Genomic DNA, 19565 nt, shown 5'->3' with positions numbered 1-19565 from the left:
TTAAGGAAGTGTATAAAATCGATCGTCGTACGGCAGGGGGTCGGGAATGACGGGAGACGATGAGCGCATGGGGACCGGCACGGAGGAGCAGCGGGCCGAACGGGACGACGAGGCGGTGGCCCGCTTTCTGGAGCGTTTCGCGGGCGAGCTGACGGCGGCGGGCATGCAGCGGATGCCGTCCCGGGTCTTCGCCGCCCTGCTGGTCTCCGAGACCGGCTCGCTCACCTCGGCCGAGCTGGCCGAACGTCTTCAGATCAGCCCGGCGGCGGTGTCCGGCGCGGTGCGGTACCTGACGCAGGTCAACATGATCGGCCGCGAGCGGGACCCGGGGTCGCGGCGCGAGCGGTACGTCCTGCACGAGGCGATGTGGTACGAGGTCTTCACCCGGCGTGACCAGGTGCTGCAGCGCTGGGAGAAGACCCTGGCCGAGGGCGCGGACATGCTGGGCCGGGAGACGGTGGCGGGGGCGCGGGTCGCGGAGACGGCGGAGTTCTTCAGCTTCCTGCACCGCGAGATGGGCCAGATCATGGAGCGGTGGCGGCGGCACAAGTCGGGCGCGTGAGCCGGTAAGGGACCATGGGGGCATGTCTCTCGCCTTACGCCGCGTGTCCGGCGTCTCCGTGGTCCTCGTGGGCATCGCCCTCGCGCTCTGGCTCACCTTCGGCCCGCCCCAGCACTGGAACGACACGACCCGCCTCTGGCGCCTGCCGCTGGGCCTCACGGTCATGGGCGCGATATACGGCGGCACCCGCCTGCTGTACCCGCCACGGGACTGACCCCGCCGACGGGGTGCCGGCCGGCCCTTCGTGCGGATGCGGCGCACATGGGGTGCGGGCCCGGTGGAGGGGACGCCCCCGCAGCGGCGGGGGCGTCCCCTGGTCCGAGCGAGGCCGGGAGCCCGGGGAGGTGATGTGACCCGCCGTGAAGACGGGCCCCGGGCGGACCCTCGTGAGGAGGCGAGCCCCCGGAGTGCTCCCGACCCGCCCACCGGATGCGGGCGCAGCGGCCCCCGCGTCGGGAGCGCCGCGCCCGGCGAGGCCCCGCAGGCCCTAGGCCCCCGGCGGCAGGACCAGCGACCAGGACGACGGCCGGACCGTCCATGTGCGGCTCGCCACCGGGCCCCCCACCAGCGTGTCCGCGCGGTAGTGGAAGCCCGGTCCCGCCGTGCAGGAGATCGTGACCGTGCGGCGGGCCGCGTACCGGACGGGGCGGGACGCCCGGGGCCGCAGCTCCACGCGAGCCGTTCCGTCGTGCGCCGCGACGGTCACGCCGTCCACCAGGTCGTCGCCCAGCAGCCGCCCGTCCACCTCGACGCGCAGGCGGTGCCCCCGCATCTGCGGTACCCGCGCCGCACCCGGCGGCGGCCCCACCAGGGTCCGCACCAGCGACCGTGCCGTGCCCCACCCCCGCACGGTGGAAGGCGCGGGCACCGCCGCCCGGCCGCCCTCCGGCACCCGCAGCTCGCCCACCACGACCCCGCCGTCCTCGTCCACCAGCAGGTCCATCCGCCGCCGCACCCCGCCCAGCGCGGTCCGCGCGGCCGACACCGGCCCCAGCGGCGCTCCCAGCGCGGACGCGAGCCGGACCGTTTCCTCGGGTCCCACCGGCACCAGCGACAGTTCCGCCCGGTCAGAGCCGTGCAGCAGCCCCACGGCCCGCACCAGTGCCCGGTCGTCGCCGACGACCACGGGCCGCCGCCCCCCGCGCCGGGCCAGCGCCCGCGCGAACTCCTCCGGGGTGTCCGGCAGGCACACCTTCGCGGCGGCACCGCCGCACAACACGTCCTTGGCGATCCGTACGGACTCGCCGTCACTGCGGCGGGCGACCGGGTCGATGACCACCAGGAGCTGGTCGGGAGCCGACACCTCGGTCCTTCCTCGGGTAGCATCTTTGTGCAAGAGCCCCTTGCGCCATAGAGCCAGGGGCTTCGTCTATTCCGGGGCACCGGTTCACACGGTCCAGGCTGCTGACGTACAGAGACGTACGACATTTTGCGCCCCTGGCCTTGGACATGCCCCGCCCGGAAGGGGTGTACGCCTGTGCCCGCACTTGTGCTGCTCGGTGCTCAGTGGGGTGACGAGGGCAAGGGAAAGGCCACCGACCTCCTCGGTGGATCCGTCGATTACGTGGTGCGCTACCAGGGCGGTAACAACGCCGGCCACACGGTCGTCGTAGGCGATCAGAAGTACGCGCTCCACCTCCTCCCCTCCGGGATCCTCTCACCGGGGTGTACCCCGGTGATCGGCAACGGTGTCGTTGTCGACCCCGCGGTCCTGCTCTCCGAGCTGAGCGGGCTGAACGAGCGCGGCGTCGACACCTCGAAGCTCCTGATCAGCGGAAACGCGCATCTGATCACGCCGTACAACGTCACTCTCGACAAGGTGACGGAACGCTTCCTCGGCAAGCGCAAGATCGGCACGACCGGCCGCGGCATCGGCCCGACCTACGCGGACAAGATCAACCGCGTGGGCATCCGGGTCCAGGACCTCTACGACGAGTCGATCCTCGCCCAGAAGGTGGAGGCGGCGCTGGAGGTCAAGAACCAGCTCCTCGCCAAGCTCTACAACCGCCGCGCGATCGAGTCCGCCAAGATCGTGGAAGAGATGCTCCAGTACGCGGAGCAGATCAAGCCGTACGTCGCGGACACGACCCTGATCCTCAACAACGCCATCGACGAGGGCAAGGTCGTCCTCTTCGAGGGCGGCCAGGGCACGCTCCTGGACGTGGACCACGGCACGTACCCCTTCGTCACCTCCTCGAACCCGACCTCCGGCGGCGCCTGCACCGGCGCCGGCGTCGGCCCGACGAAGATCAGCCGCGTGATCGGCATCCTGAAGGCGTACACGACCCGTGTCGGCGCGGGTCCGTTCCCGACGGAGCTGTTCGACGAGGACGGCGAGAAGCTGCGCACCATCGGCCACGAGCGCGGTGTCACCACCGGCCGTGACCGCCGCTGCGGCTGGTTCGACGCGGTCATCGCCCGCTACGCGACCCGCGTGAACGGTCTGACGGACTTCTTCCTCACCAAGCTGGACGTCCTGACCGGCTGGGAGCGGATCCCCGTCTGCGTCGCGTACGAGATCGACGGCAAGCGCGTCGAGGAGCTGCCGTACTCGCAGACCGACTTCCACCACGCGAAGCCGGTGTACGAGTACCTGCCGGGCTGGTCCGAGGACATCAGCAAGGCGAAGAGCTTCTCCGACCTGCCGAAGAACGCGCAGGCGTACGTGAAGGCGCTGGAGGAGATGTCCGGCGCGCCGATCTCCGCGATCGGCGTGGGCCCGGGCCGCGACGAGACGATCGAGATCAACTCGTTCCTGTAGGTCTCACCTGCGAGGCCGGTGGCCGGCGTCCGAAAGGGCGCCCGCCACCGGCCTCGCGTATGCCGCGCCGGGCCGCCGGGCGCTCCGGCAACGACCTCGACGGCGAGCCCCACGGTCGCGTCGTGCGGAGTTCGTCGTACGTCGGGGTGGTCACGCGGTGCTCCGTTCCAGGCCGCTCGGGATGAGCCTGCGCAGGTAGTCGGCGCGGGAGCGCCCGCGCCATGAGGCCTGCTCGTCGACGAGGGCGATCTTGTCGGCGGGGAGACAGACTTCCGCTTTCGGGCCGACGAGGGCCGGCCGCGCGGTGTCTTCGTCTTGCGCACGCGCTCGTCGTGACTCGAACAGGCGCATGCGCCAGGCAGTGGAGGCGACTTGGGGGTGACGAGTCCGGCATGCGGTCCAGGCATTGACAGGTCCATACCAATGCCGGGAGGGTGTCCGGCACCCCCACCCGAAGGGCTGATGTCATGTCACAACGCTTCGGTGCGGTCCTCGCCGCGTTCGCGCTCGCGCTCGGCCTGACCGCCTTCCTTCCCGCCGCCACCGCGTACGCCGCCGAGTGCGCCGCGCCGTGGAGCGCGTCCGCCGTCTACTGGGGCGGTCACACCGCCTCGCACAACGGGCGCAACTACCAGGCGAAGTGGTGGACGCAGGGCGAGACGCCCGGCGCCGCCGACGTCTGGTCCGACCAGGGAGGCTGCGGCGGCTCCACGCCGCCGCCGGACCCGGACCCGTCGGGCTTCGTCGTCTCGGAGTCGCAGTTCCACCAGATGTTCCCGAACAGGAACTCCTTCTACACGTACAGCGGTCTCAAGGCGGCGCTCGGCGCGTACCCGGCGTTCGCGAACACCGGCAGCGACACGGTCCGCAGGCAGGAGGCGGCGGCCTTCCTGGCGAACGTCGGCCACGAGACGGGCGGACTCGTCCACATCGTGGAGCAGAACACCGCCAACTACCCCCACTACTGCGACCGGAACCAGCCCTACGGCTGCCCGGCCGGCCAGGCCGCGTACTACGGGCGCGGCCCGATCCAGCTCTCCTGGAACTTCAACTACAAGGCCGCCGGGGACGCGTTGGGGATCGATCTGCTCAACAACCCCTGGCGGGTGGAGCGTGAGGCGCCGGTCGCGTGGAAGACGGCCCTCTGGTACTGGAACACCCAGTCCGGTCCGGGCACGATGAGCGGCCACCACGCGATGACCACGGGCGCGGGCTTCGGCCAGACGATCCGCTCCATCAACGGCGCGCTGGAGTGCGACGGCGGCAACCCGGCGCAGGTGCAGAGCCGGGTCACCAAGTACCAGCAGTTCACACAGTTGTTGGGCGTTCCGCCGGGCGGCGGTCTGTACTGCTGAGGTCACCCCCAGGAGTGAGTTCTGCATATGCGGAAGGGGCGGTCACGGTCTCCGTGGCCGCCCTCTTCCTTTCCCTGAGGTGGAAAAGCGCAGGTGGGGCCGGAAGCCAGGTTCCTGTCGACCGATGGTTGAAGTCTTGTATGACTAAAAGGAGTTGATTTGCGCCGCTAAAGGCCCGCGGGGATACAGTCGCGCCAGACAGGGCGACGAGACGACTCGTGGCATGAAGAAGCCCCCGCGGTGCTATCACCACCCGAGGGCAAGGCACCGGAGAAAAGAGCTCCCCAAATGCAGATTCACCGTACCCGCTGCACCCGCGACTTCACCACTTTTCCGAACGAACTCCTGCGCGATCCGAACCTCTCCTTCACCGCGCTGGGTGTGATCGTCTACCTCCTGAGTCTCCCGGAGGAGGCCCGCCGGGACATCCGCAAGCTGGCCAACCGCCGTGATGAGGGCCGCATTCGGGTCGGCAAGGCGCTGCGGCAGCTCGAAGGCGAGGGCTACCTGAGGAGGGACCCCTACCAGGACTCACGAACGGGTTACTGGAAGACGGACTACGAGGTTTACGACACCCCGTCCGAACCTGCGGCATCCGTACGACGCGAGGCGGCGGCCCCGGCCCCGGTGCGGGCGGTGCCGTCCCCTCTCCGCAACCTGGCCGCCGGTGATCCGGAGGCCGGGCCCTCGGGCGCTCTTCCCCCGGAAGAAAGAACGGAGTTGCAAGAACCCCCCTCCCCGCCCGACCCGGCGCCCCCGGCCCCGCGACCGGCCACTTTGCCCAGCGGGCGGGCCGCCGCGCTGCTCGCCGGGCTGGGACGGCGGGAGCGGCGCCTCGCGCTCGGCGCGGCGGAGACGACGCGGCTCGGCTCCCTGGTGGAGGAGTGGTTCGCGGTCGGCGCGACGGAGTCGGACATCCGGGACGCCCTGACCTCGGGCCTGCCGCAGCAGATCCACTCGCCCGCCGCCCTGCTGGCCGACCGGCTCACCCGCAAGAAGCCCGCCCCACCGCCTCCGGCGCCCGAGGCGCGCCCCCCGCACCCCGAGTGTGAGCACTGCCGCGCGCCCGTCCCGCCCGGGGCCTCCTGCCGCGCCTGCACGCCCCCGCCGCCCACGCTGACGGCACGTGTGGCGTCCTACATGACCGCCGCCCAGCGCGGGGCCTTCGCGGCCCGTGAGGCGATGAGACGAGCCCCGGAGACTCAGCCGGGCCCCTGCTGACCGCTCACGGCCGCGCGGGGCGGCCGGGCCACCGGCGGAGGGAGGCACTGTGACCTTCGCACACGAACGCACGAAGACGTGCGCCGCCTTCCGGGGTGCGGTCCCCCGGGGCTCAGGTCCCGGCCGTCCGGCTCAGGACCGCGTCGGCCAGCGGGCCCAGGACGGGGGACGGGAGGGCGTGGCCCATGCCCGGGATCTCGACCAGCCGGGCACCCCCGATGGCCTGCGCCGTACGCTGCGGATGCGGCGGCGGGAAGAGCGGGTCCTCCGGCGCGCCCACCACCAGCGTCGGCACCTTGTTGGCGGCGAGCTCCTCCGTACGCTCCATCCCCGACTGGTCGGCCAGCGCGTGCGCCAGGCTGACCCGGTGGTGCCCGGTGTGCTCGATGACGCGCAGCTCCAGCTCCCGCGCCTCCTCCGCGTCGAACGGGATCACCTCCCCGCCCAGCAGCCGCCAGTGCTCCACGCGCCAGTCCAGCTCCGCCGCGAGATCCCAGCCGTCCTCCCGCCGCTCCCAGGCGGCGACCCAACGCGGGTCGAACGGCGGCAGTTCGTCGACGGCGGTCACGGTCCCGTCCGGGTGCGTGTACGGCGCCGAGCTGAGCACCCCGGTGGCGATCAGCGTGGCGGAAAGCAGCCGCTCCGGCCGGTCGGCCATGACAAGCTGCGTCAGCATCCCGCCCAGCGACATCCCCACCACATGCGCCCGCTCGATCCCGAGCGCGTCCAGCACCGCGAGGGCGTCCTTCGCCAGATCGGTCAGCGGATACGGCTCCGAGGCGAAGGACCAGGTCGACCTGCCGGTGTCCCGGTGGTCGTACCGCACGACCCGGTGCCGCTCGGCCAGCGCGTCCACCAGCTCCTCGGGCCAGGTGATCCCCGACGCGAGCGACCCCATGATCAGCAACAACGGCGGAGCGTCGGCATCGCCCCGCTCCTCCACCCAGAGCCGCACCCCCGGTGCGACCTCGACGACGTGCTCGCGCGGCTGCTGCATCGTTCCCCCTGGAGCGTGGTGGTGATCAAGACGGTCAGAGTCCGAGGCTACGGGTGTTCACAACCACCGGGTCCATGCTTTTCGCCGTCGGTACGCCGACGGGGCCGCGCGCGGTGACACATGCGCGCGGCCCCGGGCCGGTACGTCCGGCCGGCTCAGATCGTGTACGCGGTCCAGCCGATGGTCTCCTCGACGTGCTTGCCGTCGCTGGTGCCCGTACCGGAGCTGTGGAGTTCGTTCAGGCGGATCAGGAACCCGGTCCTGTCCACGTCGTGCAGCCGCACGCCCGGCGACTCGGGGCCGTTGAAGGTCTGCACGGTGGTCTGCACGATGACCTCCGCGTCCGCCGGGAACGGCGTCGGGAAGCTCACCCGCGTGAACGTGCCGGTCTGCCCGCCCCTGGTCTCGGTCGCGTGGTCGGAGCGGAGGTTCACCCTGCCGGACTGGATCATGCTCATACTGTGGTCTCTCCGATCGGTGACGGGAGAGCGCCGTTACGGCACCCGGGAACAGCCTGGCCGTTGCAGGGCCCCCGCTCGCGCGGCCCCGCACGTATGGCGTTAACCCGGCGGTCCCGGCAGCCGGTTCGCGCCAGCGGGCCGGGCCCCGGGAGAACGGTTCTGCGCCGGGTCCACCGCACACGGGGCTCTCGCACAGCGCCCGCACGATGGCGGGTTCGGTGTCACCCACAAGGCCGCGGCGTGGCCGGGAGACGCACGTGGACGAGCTGCTCGTCGGGATGCTCCCGCCAGAGGAGTTGGCCAACGGATTTCGTGATCGGATCATTCATGCCGATGGCAGACATGTTCGCGTGCGCGGCGTGCGGCGCCGCATTGACCGTTCCGGTGTCGCGGGTCGCGGTTCCCGCGCACGCACGGCAGAGGTACGGGCACGGCCTGCTCCCCGGGCTCATGGAGGCCGGGACCTACGCGGTGGAGACGGAGCCGTACGGGCCGCCCTGGCGGCGGTGGGACGAGGTCGGGGCGGAAGAAGCCGCCGCACAAGGGGTGTTCGCTCCGGTGCCCGCGCTGTCGTACGGGCCGTCCGGCTCGATCGTCCTCGCTCCCGGGGACACCCGGGACACCGTCGTGATCCCCGACCGCACCGACGGGCTGTGCTGCGGGACGGACGGCCGGGACGGTCCGAACCTCGCGTGTGAGGGGTGCGGGGAACCGGTGGCGACCCTCGTCGACGACTGCGGCCACTGGCAGGCCGTACGGTTCGTGCCGCACGCCGTACACCGCCTGCCGGGCGGTGCCCGGGCCGCTCGGCTCGCCTGGGAGGACCTGGCCGAGCAGTGGCCCGCCACACCCCCGGTCGAGCAGCAGGGTTACTGGAGCCCCCAGTGGGAGGCGGCTGTGGGCGCCGCGCTGGCCCACGTCCTGGCGGCTTCGGCCGGGGTCCCCGTCGCCGTCCCGGACGGCCTCCTCACGGACACGTTCGGCCGGGCGCTGCGCCGACTGCTGCCGTCCGGGCCGCAGGAGCGCCGGCTGGGCCTGTCCGGGCCCGGTCTGCCCCTCCCGGACCCCGCGCCCGACATCGCCCTGGTGCCGCGCCACCCGCAGACGGGTGAGGTCTGGCAGCCGCCCGCCGGCGACCTGGTCGCCGTGCCGCTGTACGCCGAGGTGTGGCTGCATCTGGCTTTCGCCCGGGAACGCTCACTGCTTCCCGTGACCGGCGGAATGCCCGCGGGCGAGCTGCGGGACGACCCGCTGCCGCCGCGCCCGTGGGAGCTGTTCCGGCCTGACCGGCAGGTGTTCGCCGACACCCTGGTGCGGCTGCCCGCCGTGCGCCTGCCCTGGCTCCGGGAGATCTACGACCGGTTCCGGGACCGCGGGTACACCGCCCCGTTCTGACGTCAGACGAAGACGAGGCGGACGACCGTCACCGTCAGCACGCTGCGGCTCACGTAGTAGCGGATGACCACGCCCGACACGGTTGCCTCGCGGCGGTCGGGGTCGCGGTCTATGGGGGCGGAGCCGCGGCCGTACGGGTCCGGGGCCAGCAGCGCACGCATGCCGGAGTCGAACCGGGCCCTGAGTGCCCCGTCCATGGAATCCAGCGCCAGGTCCGCCGGGGGTGCGTACTGGAGGCGATACCCGCTCACCCCCGGGTGTCCTCGCCGCGTGCCAGGCGCTCGAACAGTGCCGCGTCCTCCGCGTCCGCGTCTGTCGTGGCCAGTGCCCAGCGGGCGAGGGCGAGGGGGAGCTCGGCCACGGGCACGTGCGGGATCTCCGCGTCGAACTCCTCGGCCCGTGACTCGTCCAGTGCGGCACGGATCGCGGCGATGGTGCCGGGCAGCTCGACCAACTGCCCGGCGATGACGGTTCTCAAGACCGGACGGCTCCCGTCGGGAACGCCGCCCAGGCGGACGAACCGACGGCGAAGGTGCCGTGGCCGGGGTCCTTGGAGTCACGGACGGGGACGACGGTGGGGCAGGCGGCGCCCTCGACGCACTGACCACCGCCGGAGTCGCTGTACGACGACTTCCGCCGGTTGAAGGCGACTTCGATGCGCTCGCCGCCGGTGGGGCTGTTGTAGATCGACTTGAACCACTGGAGGGTGTCGCTCATGGCTGATCTCCTGCCAACCGCTCGATGAGGCCCAGCGATCCACGGGGGTGCAGGGCCTGTGCTCGAATCCTTGCATACCGCCGCGCGAACGTAACGACCTTTGCGGGGTCGCTGATCAGCAGGCTTTCGCCCGGTACCTCCAGAGTCGCTCCACACCGCGCTGCTCGCGGCCGGTGCGGGGTCCCCGCCCGGGACCCCGCACCGCGACCACGATCAGATCCCGCTGTGTTCCTTCACCACGCGCCGGGCCTGGGCGAAGAGCATGCCGACGTTCACCGACTTGCGGCAGACGGCGACCGCGACGACGTCCTGGGAGTGGTTCATACGGATGAACAGATGCGTCAGGTTGTCGCTGTTGACCAGGATCTCCTGGAAGAAGTGCTGGTCGTTGGCGACGCCGCGGCGTTCCTTGAAGACGTCCTCGATGAGGATGACCGTGCGGCCCTGGAAGAGGTCGAGTGTCGCGCCCGCCAGCAGGTCCAGGACCTCCGGAGGGTGGGTGTCGACGGTCTCGTACGAGAGGAGCATCCCGGTGGACATGTCCACCACTCCCGCCGCCACACAGTCCGGTGTCTCCGCTCGCAGTGCCTTCACCAGGGCCGAGACCTGGTCCGAGAAGCCCTGTGCCGCCATGCGCTGTGTCGTCATGCCGACACCGCTCCTTCCGTGAGAATGGCCCCGATGCGCTTGAGCGCGGGCTGGGATTCCATGTGCAGCCGTTCCACGTCGAGGCCCTCGTCTCCCAGGACCACCATCAGCGCGGTGTCGCCCACCGCGTACATCGCCGCGCAGCCCGCGCTGCCGTAGGCGACGGTGCGGCGCAGGGTCCCGCGGCCGGTGGCTCCCGTCGTGCGGCGGGCGAGGCCAAGTCCGGCCGCGGCGAGGGCGGCGAGACCGTTCGGCTCGATGCCGTCCTCCGTGTCGGCCGCGATCAGCAGTCCGTCCACGGCCACGACGGCGGTGTCCGTTACCCCCGGTATCTGATCGCGCAACCCCCGCATCTCGCCGGCCAATGCCTCGTGGTCCATTCACGGTTCCTTTCGCATCTGCATCCGGAAGGGTCCTTTCCGGCTCGTCGCGGGTTCGTCCGCAGCGAGAGTCCTGGTGGAGGCGCGGCCGCTGCCGTCGTCCTCGCGGCCGCCGGTGATGCCGCTGGCCCCCGGGATCCGCCGGGGGAGCTCCACATGGGGGTAGGGAGCCGTGCCGTACGGGGTGGGGGAGCGGCCGACGGCGGGTGTCCGGCGCGGCGCGGGGACCCGGTCGGTCCACACCCGGGGCGAGCTGCCGGGCTCGTGTTCGCGGCGTACCCGTCGGAGCATGCCCTCGCCGAGCATCCGGGAGGCCTCCACGGTCACGTGGTAGACGCCCCTGCCGACGGCGAAGGCGATGTCGCGGGGCGTCCGGCGGCCGTCGGCGAGGAAGAGGATCTCCCGCCGGTGCGGCGGGAGATCCTCGGCCGCCGCGGCGGACGGGGCCGTGCCGTGGTGGCTGACGGAGGTCACGCGGTCGCGGTCCGGGAGCACGGCGTGGGGCATGGCCACGAGCGCCGCGAACCTCCGGCTCGCCGCCTCCAGGAGCCGCTCGGGGTCCTCGCCCGTGGCCACCGGCACGACCGCCCCGCTGTCCGGTACGGCGGCGCACTCCCCGGTCTCGCCCGCGACGACGGCGAACACCGCGTCCTGCAGTGCCATTTCGGACAGGACCCGCAGTTCGGCGGCCCCGACGACCCCGCGGGCGACGAGCTCGGCGGCGGGCATACCGGATGCGGTCCCGGCCCAGTCGTCGGCGCCGACCCGCCCGCTCCGCAGGAGCAGCGCCTCGATGCCGGGCGCCCCGGGGGTCTCGACGGCGACGACGGCGCCCCGCCGGAGGTGGAACGTCCCGCCGGGTCTGCCGTCGACGTGCAGGGCCAGGGTGGCCCTGTCGGTCCGGCACTGGGCCAGCGCGCGGTGCAGTACGCCGTGCCCGGCGCGCTGCATGGACGCGTGCATGTCCGGCAACGCCCCTCCTCACCCCTTGGTGTCGTTCGCACTGGTGCCTGAGCTGTGACACCGAGGAGGTAGGTGTATCAGCCGTGACGACGGCCCCGTCGTCGCTGACGCAATGTGACCGAAGCTGCAAGTGTCAGTCGTTCGCGGGCGGTTGGCGACCGCTGAGGGAGGCCACTTCTTTCGGCTACTTCCGCTAAGGGGGCGGTGGGGTCAGCGGCGGCGGATCGGTTACCCCGTACGGGCGCGTGACCGCACACGCTGCCGATCCCGGCGCCTCCGCGCGTGTGGAGCCTTCGTCTCACCGCCGGATGACGACGCGGGGGAGCGCCAGGGTCGCGAGGACGACGGTCGCCTCTCTCTCCTCACAGGCGGCCACCCGGGCGGTGAACCCGCCGGGGGCCGCCTCCACGGCCCGTACGGCGTCCGGGATCTGGCGGGTGCTCGTCTCGAAGAGGAGGCTGCCGCCCGGCGCCAGCCACTCCGCCGCCTCCGCGGTCACCCGGCGCAGCACGGCCAGCCCGTCGGGCCCGCCGTCCAGGGCGAGAGCGGCTTCGTGGAGCCGGGCCTCCGGGGGGAGCAGCGGGATGTCGCCGGTCGGGACGTACGGGACGTTCGCGAGGAGCACGTCCACTCGTCCCCGCAGCTGCTCCGGCAGCGCCGCGTAGAGGTCGCCCTCCCACGCCCGGCCGCCCAGCGGCGCCACGTTCCGGCGGGCGCACCGCACGGCCGCCGGGTCCAGGTCGGCGGCGTGCAGTTCGGCGCCCCCCGCCGCGCGGGCCAGCGCGACGCCCAGCGCGCCCGTACCGCAGCACAGGTCGACCACCACCGCCCCGTGCGGGGCGAGCGCGGCGGCCTGTTCGACCAGGAACTCGGTGCGGCGGCGCGGCACGAACACGCCCTCGTCCACCGCGACCCGCAGTCCGGCGAACTCGGCCCAGCCCAGGACGTGTTCCAGGGGGTGGCCGGCGGCGCGCCGCGAGACCATGGCGGCCAGCTCGGCAGGCGTGCGGGCGGTGGAGGTGAGGAGCGAGGCCTCGTCTTCCGCGAAGACGCAGCCGGCGGCGCGAAGGACCGACACGATGCCGGGAAAGGAAGTGGTGGAAGTGAGGGTGGGCACGGTACGAGCCTTTCGGGAGCCGCGTTGCAGCGCGGGCGCTCCCGGCGGTCCGTGTACGAACCGGAATCGCGGCTACGGCGCGGCGACCGTACCGCCCGGGGAGGGAAGCGCCCTGCCTGACCTGGCGTTGATGGGGCTCACCTCCTCGGGGCGGGGACGCGGGTCCGTAGACCGGGTCCCTCAGCAGATCGGTCCCGTCACCCTACCCGAGGAGCCCTCGTCGGTTCGCGCCCCCGTCCGCCCGGCCCGCCGCCCTGCGGGCCCCGACACCCTGCCGATCCGTACGCCCTCCGCCGTACACGTTGGCCATGGTCCCGGCCCGTCCCCGGCTTCTAGCCTCGCCCGCATGACCCCTCATCTTCCCGATGCCGCAGACCCGCAGGCCGGTGCCGCCGTCAAGGCCGACGACCGTGCCCACGTGTTCCACTCCTGGTCCGCCCAGGGGCTGATCGACCCGCTCGCCGTCGCCGGTGCCGACGGTTCGTACTTCTGGGACTACGACGGGAACCGCTACCTGGACTTCGCGAGCGGGCTCGTCTTCACGAACATCGGCTACCAGCACCCCAAGGTGGTCGCCGCCATCCAGGAGCAGGCCGCGAGGCTCGCGACCTTCGCGCCCGCGTTCGCCGTGGACGTGCGGTCGGAGGCGGCGCGGCTGATCGCGGAGCGGACGCCCGGCGATCTCGACCGGATCTTCTTCACGAACGGCGGCGCCGAGGCCGTCGAGAACGCGGTACGGATGGCCCGGCTGCACACGGGCCGCCCCAAGGTGCTCAGCGCGTACCGCTCGTACCACGGCGCCACGTCCACCGCGATCAACCTGACCGGCGACCCGCGCCGCTGGCCGTCCGACACGGCCTCCGCCGGAGTGGTCCACTTCTGGGGCCCGTACCTCTACCGCTCCGCCTTCTACGCACAGGACGAGGCGCAGGAGTGCGCCCGGGCGCTCGCGCACCTGGAGGACACGGTCGCGTACGAGGGGCCGGGCACGGTCGCGGCGATCGTGCTGGAGACGGTCCCCGGGACGGCCGGGATCATGCCGCCGCCGCCCGGATACCTGGAGGGGGTCAGGGAGCTGTGCGACCGGCACGGGATCCTGCTGGTCCTCGACGAGGTGATGGCGGGGTTCGGGCGGACCGGCGCGTGGTTCGCCGCGGACCACTACGGGGTGGTGCCCGACCTGCTGACCTTCGCGAAGGGCGTGACGTCCGGGTACGTGCCGCTGGGCGGCGTGGCGATCTCGGACAGGGTCGCCGCCTCCTTCGAGCGGCGCCCGTACCCCGGCGGGCTCACCTACTCCGGCCACCCGCTGGCCTGCGCCGCCGCCGTGGCCACGCTGCGGGTGATGGAGGAGGAGCGGATCGTCGAGCGGGCCGCCCGGCTCGGGGAGCGGGTGCTCGGTCCCGGGCTGAGGGAGCTGGCCGAGCGGCACCCGTCGGTGGGCGAGGTGCGCGGCCTCGGCGCCTTCTGGGCGCTGGAGCTGGTACGGGACCGGGCGACGCGCGAGCCCCTCGTGCCGTACAACGCGAGCGGCGAGGCGAACGCGCCGATGGCGGCGTTCGGGGCGGCCTGCAAGAAGGGCGGGCTGTGGCCGTTCGTCGCGATGAACCGCACGCATGTCGTGCCGCCCTGCACGCTCACGGAGGCCGAGGCGAAGGAGGGCCTCGCGGTGCTGGACGCGGCGCTGACGGTGGCGGACGCGCACACGGTCTGACCTCCCCGGGCGTCCTCCGGGGGGTCGTCGGGAGCTCGGGGGCGGTCCCCGGGCGGGACGGTGTGACATTCACCCCTGCAGGTGACCCCCTCCGACTGGCGTAGGGCTGGCTTAAGGTGTCCCGAAACCGGACGGAGGGGCCTCACAGATGGTCGCGAGCGGACCAGTCACCCGCAGCACTCTGCGCCAGCAGATCGCGGACGCGCTGCGTGACGAGGTGCTCGCGGGGCGTCTCCAGCCGGGGCAGGAGTTCACGGTCAAGCAGATAGCCGACCAGTACGGAGTGTCCGCGACGCCCGTACGGGAGGCGCTGGTCGATCTGTCGGCGCAGGGGCTGCTGGACTCGGACCAGCACAAAGGTTTCCGCGTCCACCAGTTCACGGTGGCGGACTACCGGGGCATGGTCGAGGCACGGGCACTGATCGTGGACGGGCTGTACCGGCGGCTGACGGAGCGGGGCATGGCCTGCGGGATCCACGCCCCGGAGGGCGTGGGCGGAGGGCCCGGCGCGGGTGCCCCGGCCGGACCGCGGTGTCCGCGGGACGGCGCGCTGACGTCGGTACTGCGCCGGGCGGAGGCGGCGGCGCGGGCGGCGCGGGCCGGGGACCTGGACATCCTGATCGGCTACGACCTGCGCTTCTGGCGCGAGATGTGCGGGCTGGTCGCCAACCGGTACGTCGCGGACTTCCTGCACCGCCTGCGCGTGCAGGCCTGGGTGTTCGCGGTCCCTTACCTGCGGGGCGACCGGCGGCTGTGCGACTGGCTGTGGAGCGGGCACGTGGAACTGGTCGACGCGGTGTCGGAGGGCGTGCCCGAGCGGGTCATGGCGGTGATCGACGCGTACAACGCGCACGCGCTGCGCTGGGCGGACCACCTGGACGGGGCGGGGCGCTGACCCCGTACTCCCTCGCGTTCTACCTGGACGCCGTGAGGTCCGGGACGGTCCTGGGGGTGCCGCCCTCGCACGGCCCCGAGGAGGTCACGGCCGTCCTGGGGCCCGGCTACGCCGAGAACGTCTCCGGTGCGCACCACATGTGGCGGGACTACGGCCTGGCGGAGTTCTTCTGGGGCCGCGAGGCAGCGGGGCAGCCGTGGCAGGGCCACCACTTCACCCTCCAGGTCCATCGCCTGGCCTACGGGGACCGAGGGACCGTGAACCCGGAACTGCGGTCCCGGTACGGCCGGTTCGCCCGGCGACTGCGCTTCGCCCGGCTGCGGGCGTTGTCGGCACGCCGCGGCGTCCCGCTCCTGGAGGTCCCGTCCCCGATGGGCGCCCCCTCCTACCGGCTCTTCCGGCAGCCCGCCTCCGGGGTGACCGTGACGGTCGTCGCCGAGCGCGGGCCGTACATGAGACCGCGGGGCCTGCGGCCGGGCGACGTGTACGCGATCAGCGGGACGGCGCGTCACTGACCGGCGCCCGTGCGCGCGGCGCCTGCCCCCGCCCGGGGAGGCGGGGCCGCTCCGGGGTCTCCGACGACGGCTCGTGTGGAGCCCCGTCCCGCGGTGGCAGAGGGGACCCCGTGAAAAGGACCCCTCCAGCCCGGTCCGCCCGGGCCGCTGTACGAAGCGCTTGAGGGGGGAACGGGCGGGCGCGGCGGAACCGGCCCTGCGGCCCGCACACCCCGGCCCCGCACGGCATGGGCACCGCACCCGTCAGTCGCGCCGCGGCCCCGCCGGGCCCGGGGCGCGGACGAGCTGCGTGAAGGGGCGGCCCTCCGAACGCCACTGGGTGACCGGCCGCCAGCCCGCCGCCGCCGCGTGCGGCAGCAGGGCGCGGGGCCCCACCCGGGCCCAGGGGAACCGTGCGCTCTCGCCGCCTCGCCCGTCGTCGACCCGGACGTCCACCCGCTCGTCCACCTCGTGCGGGGCCGTCTCGACGATCACGCGCCCGTCGGGCCGGGCCAGTTCCGCGACACGGCGCAGCAGCGCCACGGGGTCGCCGCCGATGCCGATGTTGCCGTCCATCAGCAGGACCGTGCCCCAGCCGCCCTCGTCCGGCAACGGATCGAACACCGAACGGCACAGCGCGGTGCCACCGGCCCGTATCGTCCGGTCCACCGCCTCCCGGCTGACGTCCACGCCCAGCGCGGGCCGCCGCAGCGCTGCCAGCGCGGCGACCAGCCGCCCCGGGCCGCAGCCCACGTCCAGCACGGAGCCCCGGCACCGCTCCAGGACCGTGGCGTCGGCCCGGTCGGGCGCCGCGCACCAGCGCTCGACGTCCAACGGCAACAGCCACCCGTCGCCCCGTCGCAGGAACAAGGGGCCGCGCCCCGCCCGCAGGGCCTCCGCGTACGGATCGGCGTCCCGCCATGCCCGTACCGCACCGGCCGGGTCGGCGGTGACCGCGCCCGCCCGCGGGGCGGTGTCCCCCGGCGCCCCGCCGCGCACGCGCACCGCACCGGCCGGTTCGACGGCTCCCGACCCCGCCCGCACCGCCCCGGCCAGGTCAGCGGCAGTGACCGTTTCCGCCGGCACCGCCCCGGCCGGTTCAGCGACGGCCGTCCCGGGCCGCGCCCGCGAGTCCCGCGACGGCCTCCCGCCCCCGCTCGGCTCGGGCGGCCCGAACGCCCCGGCCGGATCAACGGCACCGACCACTCCCGCCGGTACCGCGTCGGCCGGGTCGGCGGCAGGGGCTGCCCCCGCCCGTACGGCTCGCGCGGGGCGCGCTGCCCTTTCCACGTCCACCCGCACCGCGCTCACCGCACCGCCCCCGTCCCCGTCAGTTCCGCGTGCAGCGCGGCGAACCGGCCGTCCGGCGGTGCGAGCACGGACACCTCCAGGGCGTCCTCCGCCCGGTCCACGTCCCGCAGGGCCGGCAGGTCGTGCACCCGCAGGCCCGCCTCCACGAGGCGGCGTCGCTGTTCGCGGCCGGTCTCCGGCACGGACATGGGGACGCCGCGCAGCAGTGACGGGTCAGGGGCGGCCAGGCCCAGGGACCAGAAGCCGCCGTCCTCCGCGGGACCGAACGTCGCGTCGCACGCGCCGAAGTTCAGTCCTCTGGCCAGCAGTTCGGGCGTGACCTGCGGGGTGTCCATGCCGACGACCAGAGCGGGCCCCTCCGCGCAGCCCGCGAACGCCGCCGCCAGCCGCTCGTCCAGCCCGCCCGAGGCCTGCGGGAGCACCTCGAATCCCGGCGGGACCCACGGCCCCGGCTCTCCGTCCAGGACGAGGACCCGGCGCCGCACCGGCGTCGCCGCGACCGCCGCGAGCGTGTCCACCAGCGCCGCCTCGGCCAGCCGGGCCGCCTCCTGCGGCGTGAACGGCGGCGTCAGCCGCGTCTTCACCCGCCCCGGTACCGGCGCCTTCGCGATCACGAGCAACGAGCCCGCCGTCTCCGTACCGCCGCTCATCACGCCACCCTCTCCTTCTCCCGTACGGGCTCCGCCAGCACCGCGCGCATGTCGCGGACCGCGTGCCAGGTCCCCCGCCACGTCCCCGTGACCTTCGACCGCCCCGCGCGCGGCAGATACGGCACATCCCGCTCCCGTACCCGCCAGCCCGCGTCCGCCGCGCGGACCACCATCTGGAGCGGGTAGCCGCTGCGGCGGTCCGTCAGCTCCAGGCCCAGCAGCTCCTCCCGCCGCGCCGCCCGCATCGGGCCCAGGTCGTGCAGCCGCAGCCCGGTGCGGCGGCGCAGCATGCGGGACAGCGCGAGGTTCCCGGCGCGGGCGTGCGGCGGCCAGGCCCCCCGGGTGGCCGGCCGGCGCCGTCCCAGCACCAGGTCGGCGCGGCCCGCCGCCACCTCGGCCACGAACGGCACGAGCAGGCCCGGGTCCAGCGACGCGTCGCAGTCGCAGAAGCAGACGACGTCCGCGTCCGAGGCCAGCAGCCCCGCATGACAGGCGGCGCCGAAGCCGCGCCGGGGCTCCGCGACCACGGTCGCGCCGAGCGCCCGGGCGATGTCCGGAGAGCCGTCGGCGGAGCCGTTGTCGACGACGAGGGCCCGCCAGCCGGGCGGGATCCGCTCCAGCACCCAGGGCAGGGCCTCCGCCTCGTCGAGGCAGGGGAGGACGACGTCCACAGTGAGATCGTGGTGTTCGGTCACACTCCTCACCGTATGAACCGACGGCCCCTCAGAGGCGGCCCCGGAGCTTACGAAACGCGGACGTCCACCGTCCCGCGTAGCCCACTCGCCGCGAACTCGGCCATGCCCTGCGCGAAGCCGACCTCCGGCCGCCAGCCCAGCGCGGCGCGCAGCCGCGCCGAGTCGGCGGTGATGTGCCGCACGTCCCCGAGCCGGTACTCGCCCGTGACGACCGGAGCGGGCCCGCCCGCCGCGTCCGCGAGCACCGTCGCCATCTCCCCGACGGTGTGCGGCTCCCCGCTGCCCGTGTTGTACGGGGTCAGCGCGCCGCGCGGCTGCTGCCCGAGCGCTTCCAGCGCGGCCAGGTTCGCGGCGGCGACGTCCCGTACATGGACGAAGTCCCGCCGCTGGCCGCCGTCCTCGAACACGCGCGGGGCCTCGCCGCGGGCGAGCGCAGAGCGGAAGAGGGAGGCCACGCCCGCGTAGGGGGTGTCACGGGGCATCCGGGGGCCGTACACGTTGTGGTAGCGCAGCGCCACGGCCCGGCCGCCGGTGGCCCGGGCCCAGGAGGCGGCGAGGTGTTCCTGGGTCAGTTTGGTGGCGGCGTAGACGTTGCGGGGGTCGACGGGGGCGTCCTCGCCGACGAGGCCGGGGGCCAGGGGGGCGCCGCAGCGGGGGCAGCCGGGCTCGAACCGGCCGTCCCGGAGGTCAGGCTCCGCGCGCGGGCCGGGGCGCACGCGGCCGTGCGCCGGGCAGTCGTAGCGGCCCTCCCCGTACACCACCATCGACCCGGCCAGGACGAGCCGCCCGACCCCGGTCTCCGCCATGGCGGCGAGCAGGACGGCGGTGCCGAGATCGTTGCAGGAGACGTAGTCGGGGGCGTCCGCGAAGTCCTTGCCGAGACCCACCATGGCGGCCTGGTGGCACACCGCGTCCACGCCGCGCAGCAGGGCGCGCACGGCGTCCGGGTCCCGCACGTCCGCCCGGACGCTTCCCGGGGGCGGCTCGGCCTCCTCCCCGTGCGCGCCGGCCAGCAGCGCGTCCATGACGACGGGTTCGTGCCCCTGGGCGACGAGCGCGTCCACGATGTGCGACCCGATGAAACCGGCCCCGCCGGTGACAAGTACACGCATGCCGTCGACGCTAGGCCCGCGGGCGCGCCGCGCACGGCTCCCGCGCCCGCACGTCACGCTTCCGTAAGACCTGCGGCGCGGGGCGCCCGCACGACGAGTGCGCTCCGCGCCGGGGTA

Annotated in this window: 24 protein-coding genes; 9 read left to right on the top strand and 15 right to left on the bottom strand. The window is 73.7% G+C overall.

Annotation, left to right across the window (positions count from 1 at the left end; translation table 11 throughout):
• Positions 1-67: 67 nt before the first annotated feature.
• The gene (locus tag I3F58_RS09695; protein WP_240107879.1) at positions 68-562 is read left to right on the top strand and encodes a GbsR/MarR family transcriptional regulator; all 495 of its coding nucleotides are present in this window, start codon (positions 68-70) and stop codon (positions 560-562) included.
• Between the two features lie 22 nt (positions 563-584).
• Positions 585-776 carry a hypothetical protein gene (locus I3F58_RS09690; protein WP_240107878.1) on the top strand — a complete coding sequence of 64 codons (192 nt, stop codon included), beginning with the start codon at positions 585-587 and terminating at the stop codon, positions 774-776.
• A 273-nt stretch (positions 777-1049) separates the two neighbouring features.
• Here the strand turns inward: I3F58_RS09690 and I3F58_RS09685 are convergent, their stop codons facing one another.
• Positions 1050-1865, bottom strand: a complete 816-nt coding sequence (locus I3F58_RS09685; RefSeq protein ID WP_240107877.1) for a diacylglycerol kinase — start codon at positions 1863-1865, stop codon at positions 1050-1052.
• A 174-nt stretch (positions 1866-2039) separates the two neighbouring features.
• Between I3F58_RS09685 and I3F58_RS09680 the strand changes: the two genes are divergently transcribed.
• Positions 2040-3323 carry an adenylosuccinate synthase gene (locus tag I3F58_RS09680; protein WP_240107876.1) on the top strand — a complete coding sequence of 428 codons (1284 nt, stop codon included), beginning with the start codon at positions 2040-2042 and terminating at the stop codon, positions 3321-3323.
• Positions 3324-3473: 150 nt separating this feature from the next.
• Here the strand turns inward: I3F58_RS09680 and I3F58_RS09675 are convergent, their stop codons facing one another.
• Positions 3474-3674, bottom strand: a complete 201-nt coding sequence (locus I3F58_RS09675; RefSeq protein ID WP_240107875.1) for a hypothetical protein — start codon at positions 3672-3674, stop codon at positions 3474-3476.
• Positions 3675-3790: 116 nt separating this feature from the next.
• Between I3F58_RS09675 and I3F58_RS09670 the strand changes: the two genes are divergently transcribed.
• Both I3F58_RS09670 and I3F58_RS09665 read left to right on the top strand, forming a co-directional pair.
• Positions 3791-4678, top strand: a complete 888-nt coding sequence (locus I3F58_RS09670) for a glycoside hydrolase family 19 protein (protein ID WP_240107874.1) — start codon at positions 3791-3793, stop codon at positions 4676-4678.
• Positions 4679-4966: 288 nt separating this feature from the next.
• Positions 4967-5899 (top strand): hypothetical protein, encoded by a 933-nt coding sequence (locus I3F58_RS09665; RefSeq protein WP_240107873.1) that lies wholly within the window; start codon positions 4967-4969, stop codon positions 5897-5899.
• Between the two features lie 112 nt (positions 5900-6011).
• Here the strand turns inward: I3F58_RS09665 and I3F58_RS09660 are convergent, their stop codons facing one another.
• A complete protein-coding gene (locus I3F58_RS09660; protein WP_240107872.1) occupies positions 6012-6896 on the bottom strand; it encodes an alpha/beta fold hydrolase in 885 nt (294 codons plus the stop codon).
• A gap of 155 nt (positions 6897-7051) precedes the next feature.
• On the bottom strand, positions 7052-7348 hold the full coding sequence (locus tag I3F58_RS09655; protein ID WP_240107871.1) for a hypothetical protein: 297 nt from the start codon (positions 7346-7348) through the stop codon (positions 7052-7054).
• 342 nt (positions 7349-7690) lie between these two features.
• Here I3F58_RS09655 and I3F58_RS09650 point away from each other — a divergent pair, with 342 nt between their 5' ends.
• Positions 7691-8752, top strand: coding sequence for a hypothetical protein (locus I3F58_RS09650; protein WP_240107870.1), 1062 nt, complete (start codon positions 7691-7693; stop codon positions 8750-8752).
• A gap of 2 nt (positions 8753-8754) precedes the next feature.
• Here the strand turns inward: I3F58_RS09650 and I3F58_RS09645 are convergent, their stop codons facing one another.
• From I3F58_RS09645 to I3F58_RS09610, 7 genes are all read right to left on the bottom strand, one after another.
• Complete coding sequence (locus I3F58_RS09645; RefSeq protein WP_240107919.1) at positions 8755-8949, bottom strand: hypothetical protein; 195 nt, start codon at positions 8947-8949, stop codon at positions 8755-8757.
• 50 nt (positions 8950-8999) lie between these two features.
• The gene (locus tag I3F58_RS09640) at positions 9000-9230 is read right to left on the bottom strand and encodes a hypothetical protein (RefSeq protein WP_240107869.1); all 231 of its coding nucleotides are present in this window, start codon (positions 9228-9230) and stop codon (positions 9000-9002) included.
• A complete protein-coding gene (locus I3F58_RS09635; RefSeq protein ID WP_240107868.1) occupies positions 9227-9469 on the bottom strand; it encodes a DUF397 domain-containing protein in 243 nt (80 codons plus the stop codon). Before I3F58_RS09635 ends, I3F58_RS09640 begins: the two co-directional genes overlap by 4 nt.
• Before the next feature lie 213 nt (positions 9470-9682).
• Positions 9683-10117, bottom strand: coding sequence for a hypothetical protein (locus I3F58_RS09625; RefSeq protein WP_240107867.1), 435 nt, complete (start codon positions 10115-10117; stop codon positions 9683-9685).
• Positions 10114-10497, bottom strand: coding sequence for a roadblock/LC7 domain-containing protein (locus I3F58_RS09620; RefSeq protein ID WP_240107866.1), 384 nt, complete (start codon positions 10495-10497; stop codon positions 10114-10116). Before I3F58_RS09620 ends, I3F58_RS09625 begins: the two co-directional genes overlap by 4 nt.
• Positions 10498-11460, bottom strand: a complete 963-nt coding sequence (locus I3F58_RS09615; protein ID WP_240107865.1) for a MarR family transcriptional regulator — start codon at positions 11458-11460, stop codon at positions 10498-10500. It abuts the gene before it with no gap.
• A gap of 298 nt (positions 11461-11758) precedes the next feature.
• Positions 11759-12577 carry a putative protein N(5)-glutamine methyltransferase gene (locus tag I3F58_RS09610; protein ID WP_240107864.1) on the bottom strand — a complete coding sequence of 273 codons (819 nt, stop codon included), beginning with the start codon at positions 12575-12577 and terminating at the stop codon, positions 11759-11761.
• A gap of 346 nt (positions 12578-12923) precedes the next feature.
• Between I3F58_RS09610 and I3F58_RS09605 the strand changes: the two genes are divergently transcribed.
• The 3 genes from I3F58_RS09605 (at position 12924) to I3F58_RS09595 (ending at position 15701) form a co-directional block, all read left to right on the top strand.
• The gene (locus tag I3F58_RS09605; RefSeq protein ID WP_240107863.1) at positions 12924-14291 is read left to right on the top strand and encodes an aspartate aminotransferase family protein; all 1368 of its coding nucleotides are present in this window, start codon (positions 12924-12926) and stop codon (positions 14289-14291) included.
• A 148-nt stretch (positions 14292-14439) separates the two neighbouring features.
• On the top strand, positions 14440-15186 hold the full coding sequence (locus I3F58_RS09600; protein WP_240107862.1) for a GntR family transcriptional regulator: 747 nt from the start codon (positions 14440-14442) through the stop codon (positions 15184-15186).
• Between the two features lie 32 nt (positions 15187-15218).
• Positions 15219-15701 carry a hypothetical protein gene (locus I3F58_RS09595; RefSeq protein WP_240107861.1) on the top strand — a complete coding sequence of 161 codons (483 nt, stop codon included), beginning with the start codon at positions 15219-15221 and terminating at the stop codon, positions 15699-15701.
• Positions 15702-15944: 243 nt separating this feature from the next.
• On the opposite strand, the gene I3F58_RS09590 is transcribed toward I3F58_RS09595, so the two are convergent.
• The 4 genes from I3F58_RS09590 to I3F58_RS09575 all read right to left on the bottom strand — a co-directional run bounded on the left by I3F58_RS09590 (position 15945) and on the right by I3F58_RS09575 (position 19448).
• Positions 15945-16766 (bottom strand): methyltransferase domain-containing protein, encoded by an 822-nt coding sequence (locus I3F58_RS09590; RefSeq protein WP_240107918.1) that lies wholly within the window; start codon positions 16764-16766, stop codon positions 15945-15947.
• Positions 16767-16987: 221 nt separating this feature from the next.
• On the bottom strand, positions 16988-17641 hold the full coding sequence (locus tag I3F58_RS09585; RefSeq protein WP_240107860.1) for a DUF2064 domain-containing protein: 654 nt from the start codon (positions 17639-17641) through the stop codon (positions 16988-16990).
• Positions 17641-18336 (bottom strand): glycosyltransferase family 2 protein, encoded by a 696-nt coding sequence (locus I3F58_RS09580; protein WP_374207932.1) that lies wholly within the window; start codon positions 18334-18336, stop codon positions 17641-17643. The genes I3F58_RS09585 and I3F58_RS09580 overlap by 1 nt, the downstream gene beginning before the upstream one ends.
• 47 nt (positions 18337-18383) lie before the next feature.
• Complete coding sequence (locus tag I3F58_RS09575; protein ID WP_240107858.1) at positions 18384-19448, bottom strand: NAD(P)-dependent oxidoreductase; 1065 nt, start codon at positions 19446-19448, stop codon at positions 18384-18386.
• Positions 19449-19565: the final 117 nt, after the last annotated feature.

Source organism: Streptomyces sp. MUM 203J (assembly GCF_022414595.1).
Taxonomy (GTDB): Bacteria; Actinomycetota; Actinomycetes; order Streptomycetales; family Streptomycetaceae; genus Streptomyces.
Note: the sequence above shows the minus strand (reverse complement) of the source record. Positions and strands in the feature narration are given on the sequence as shown.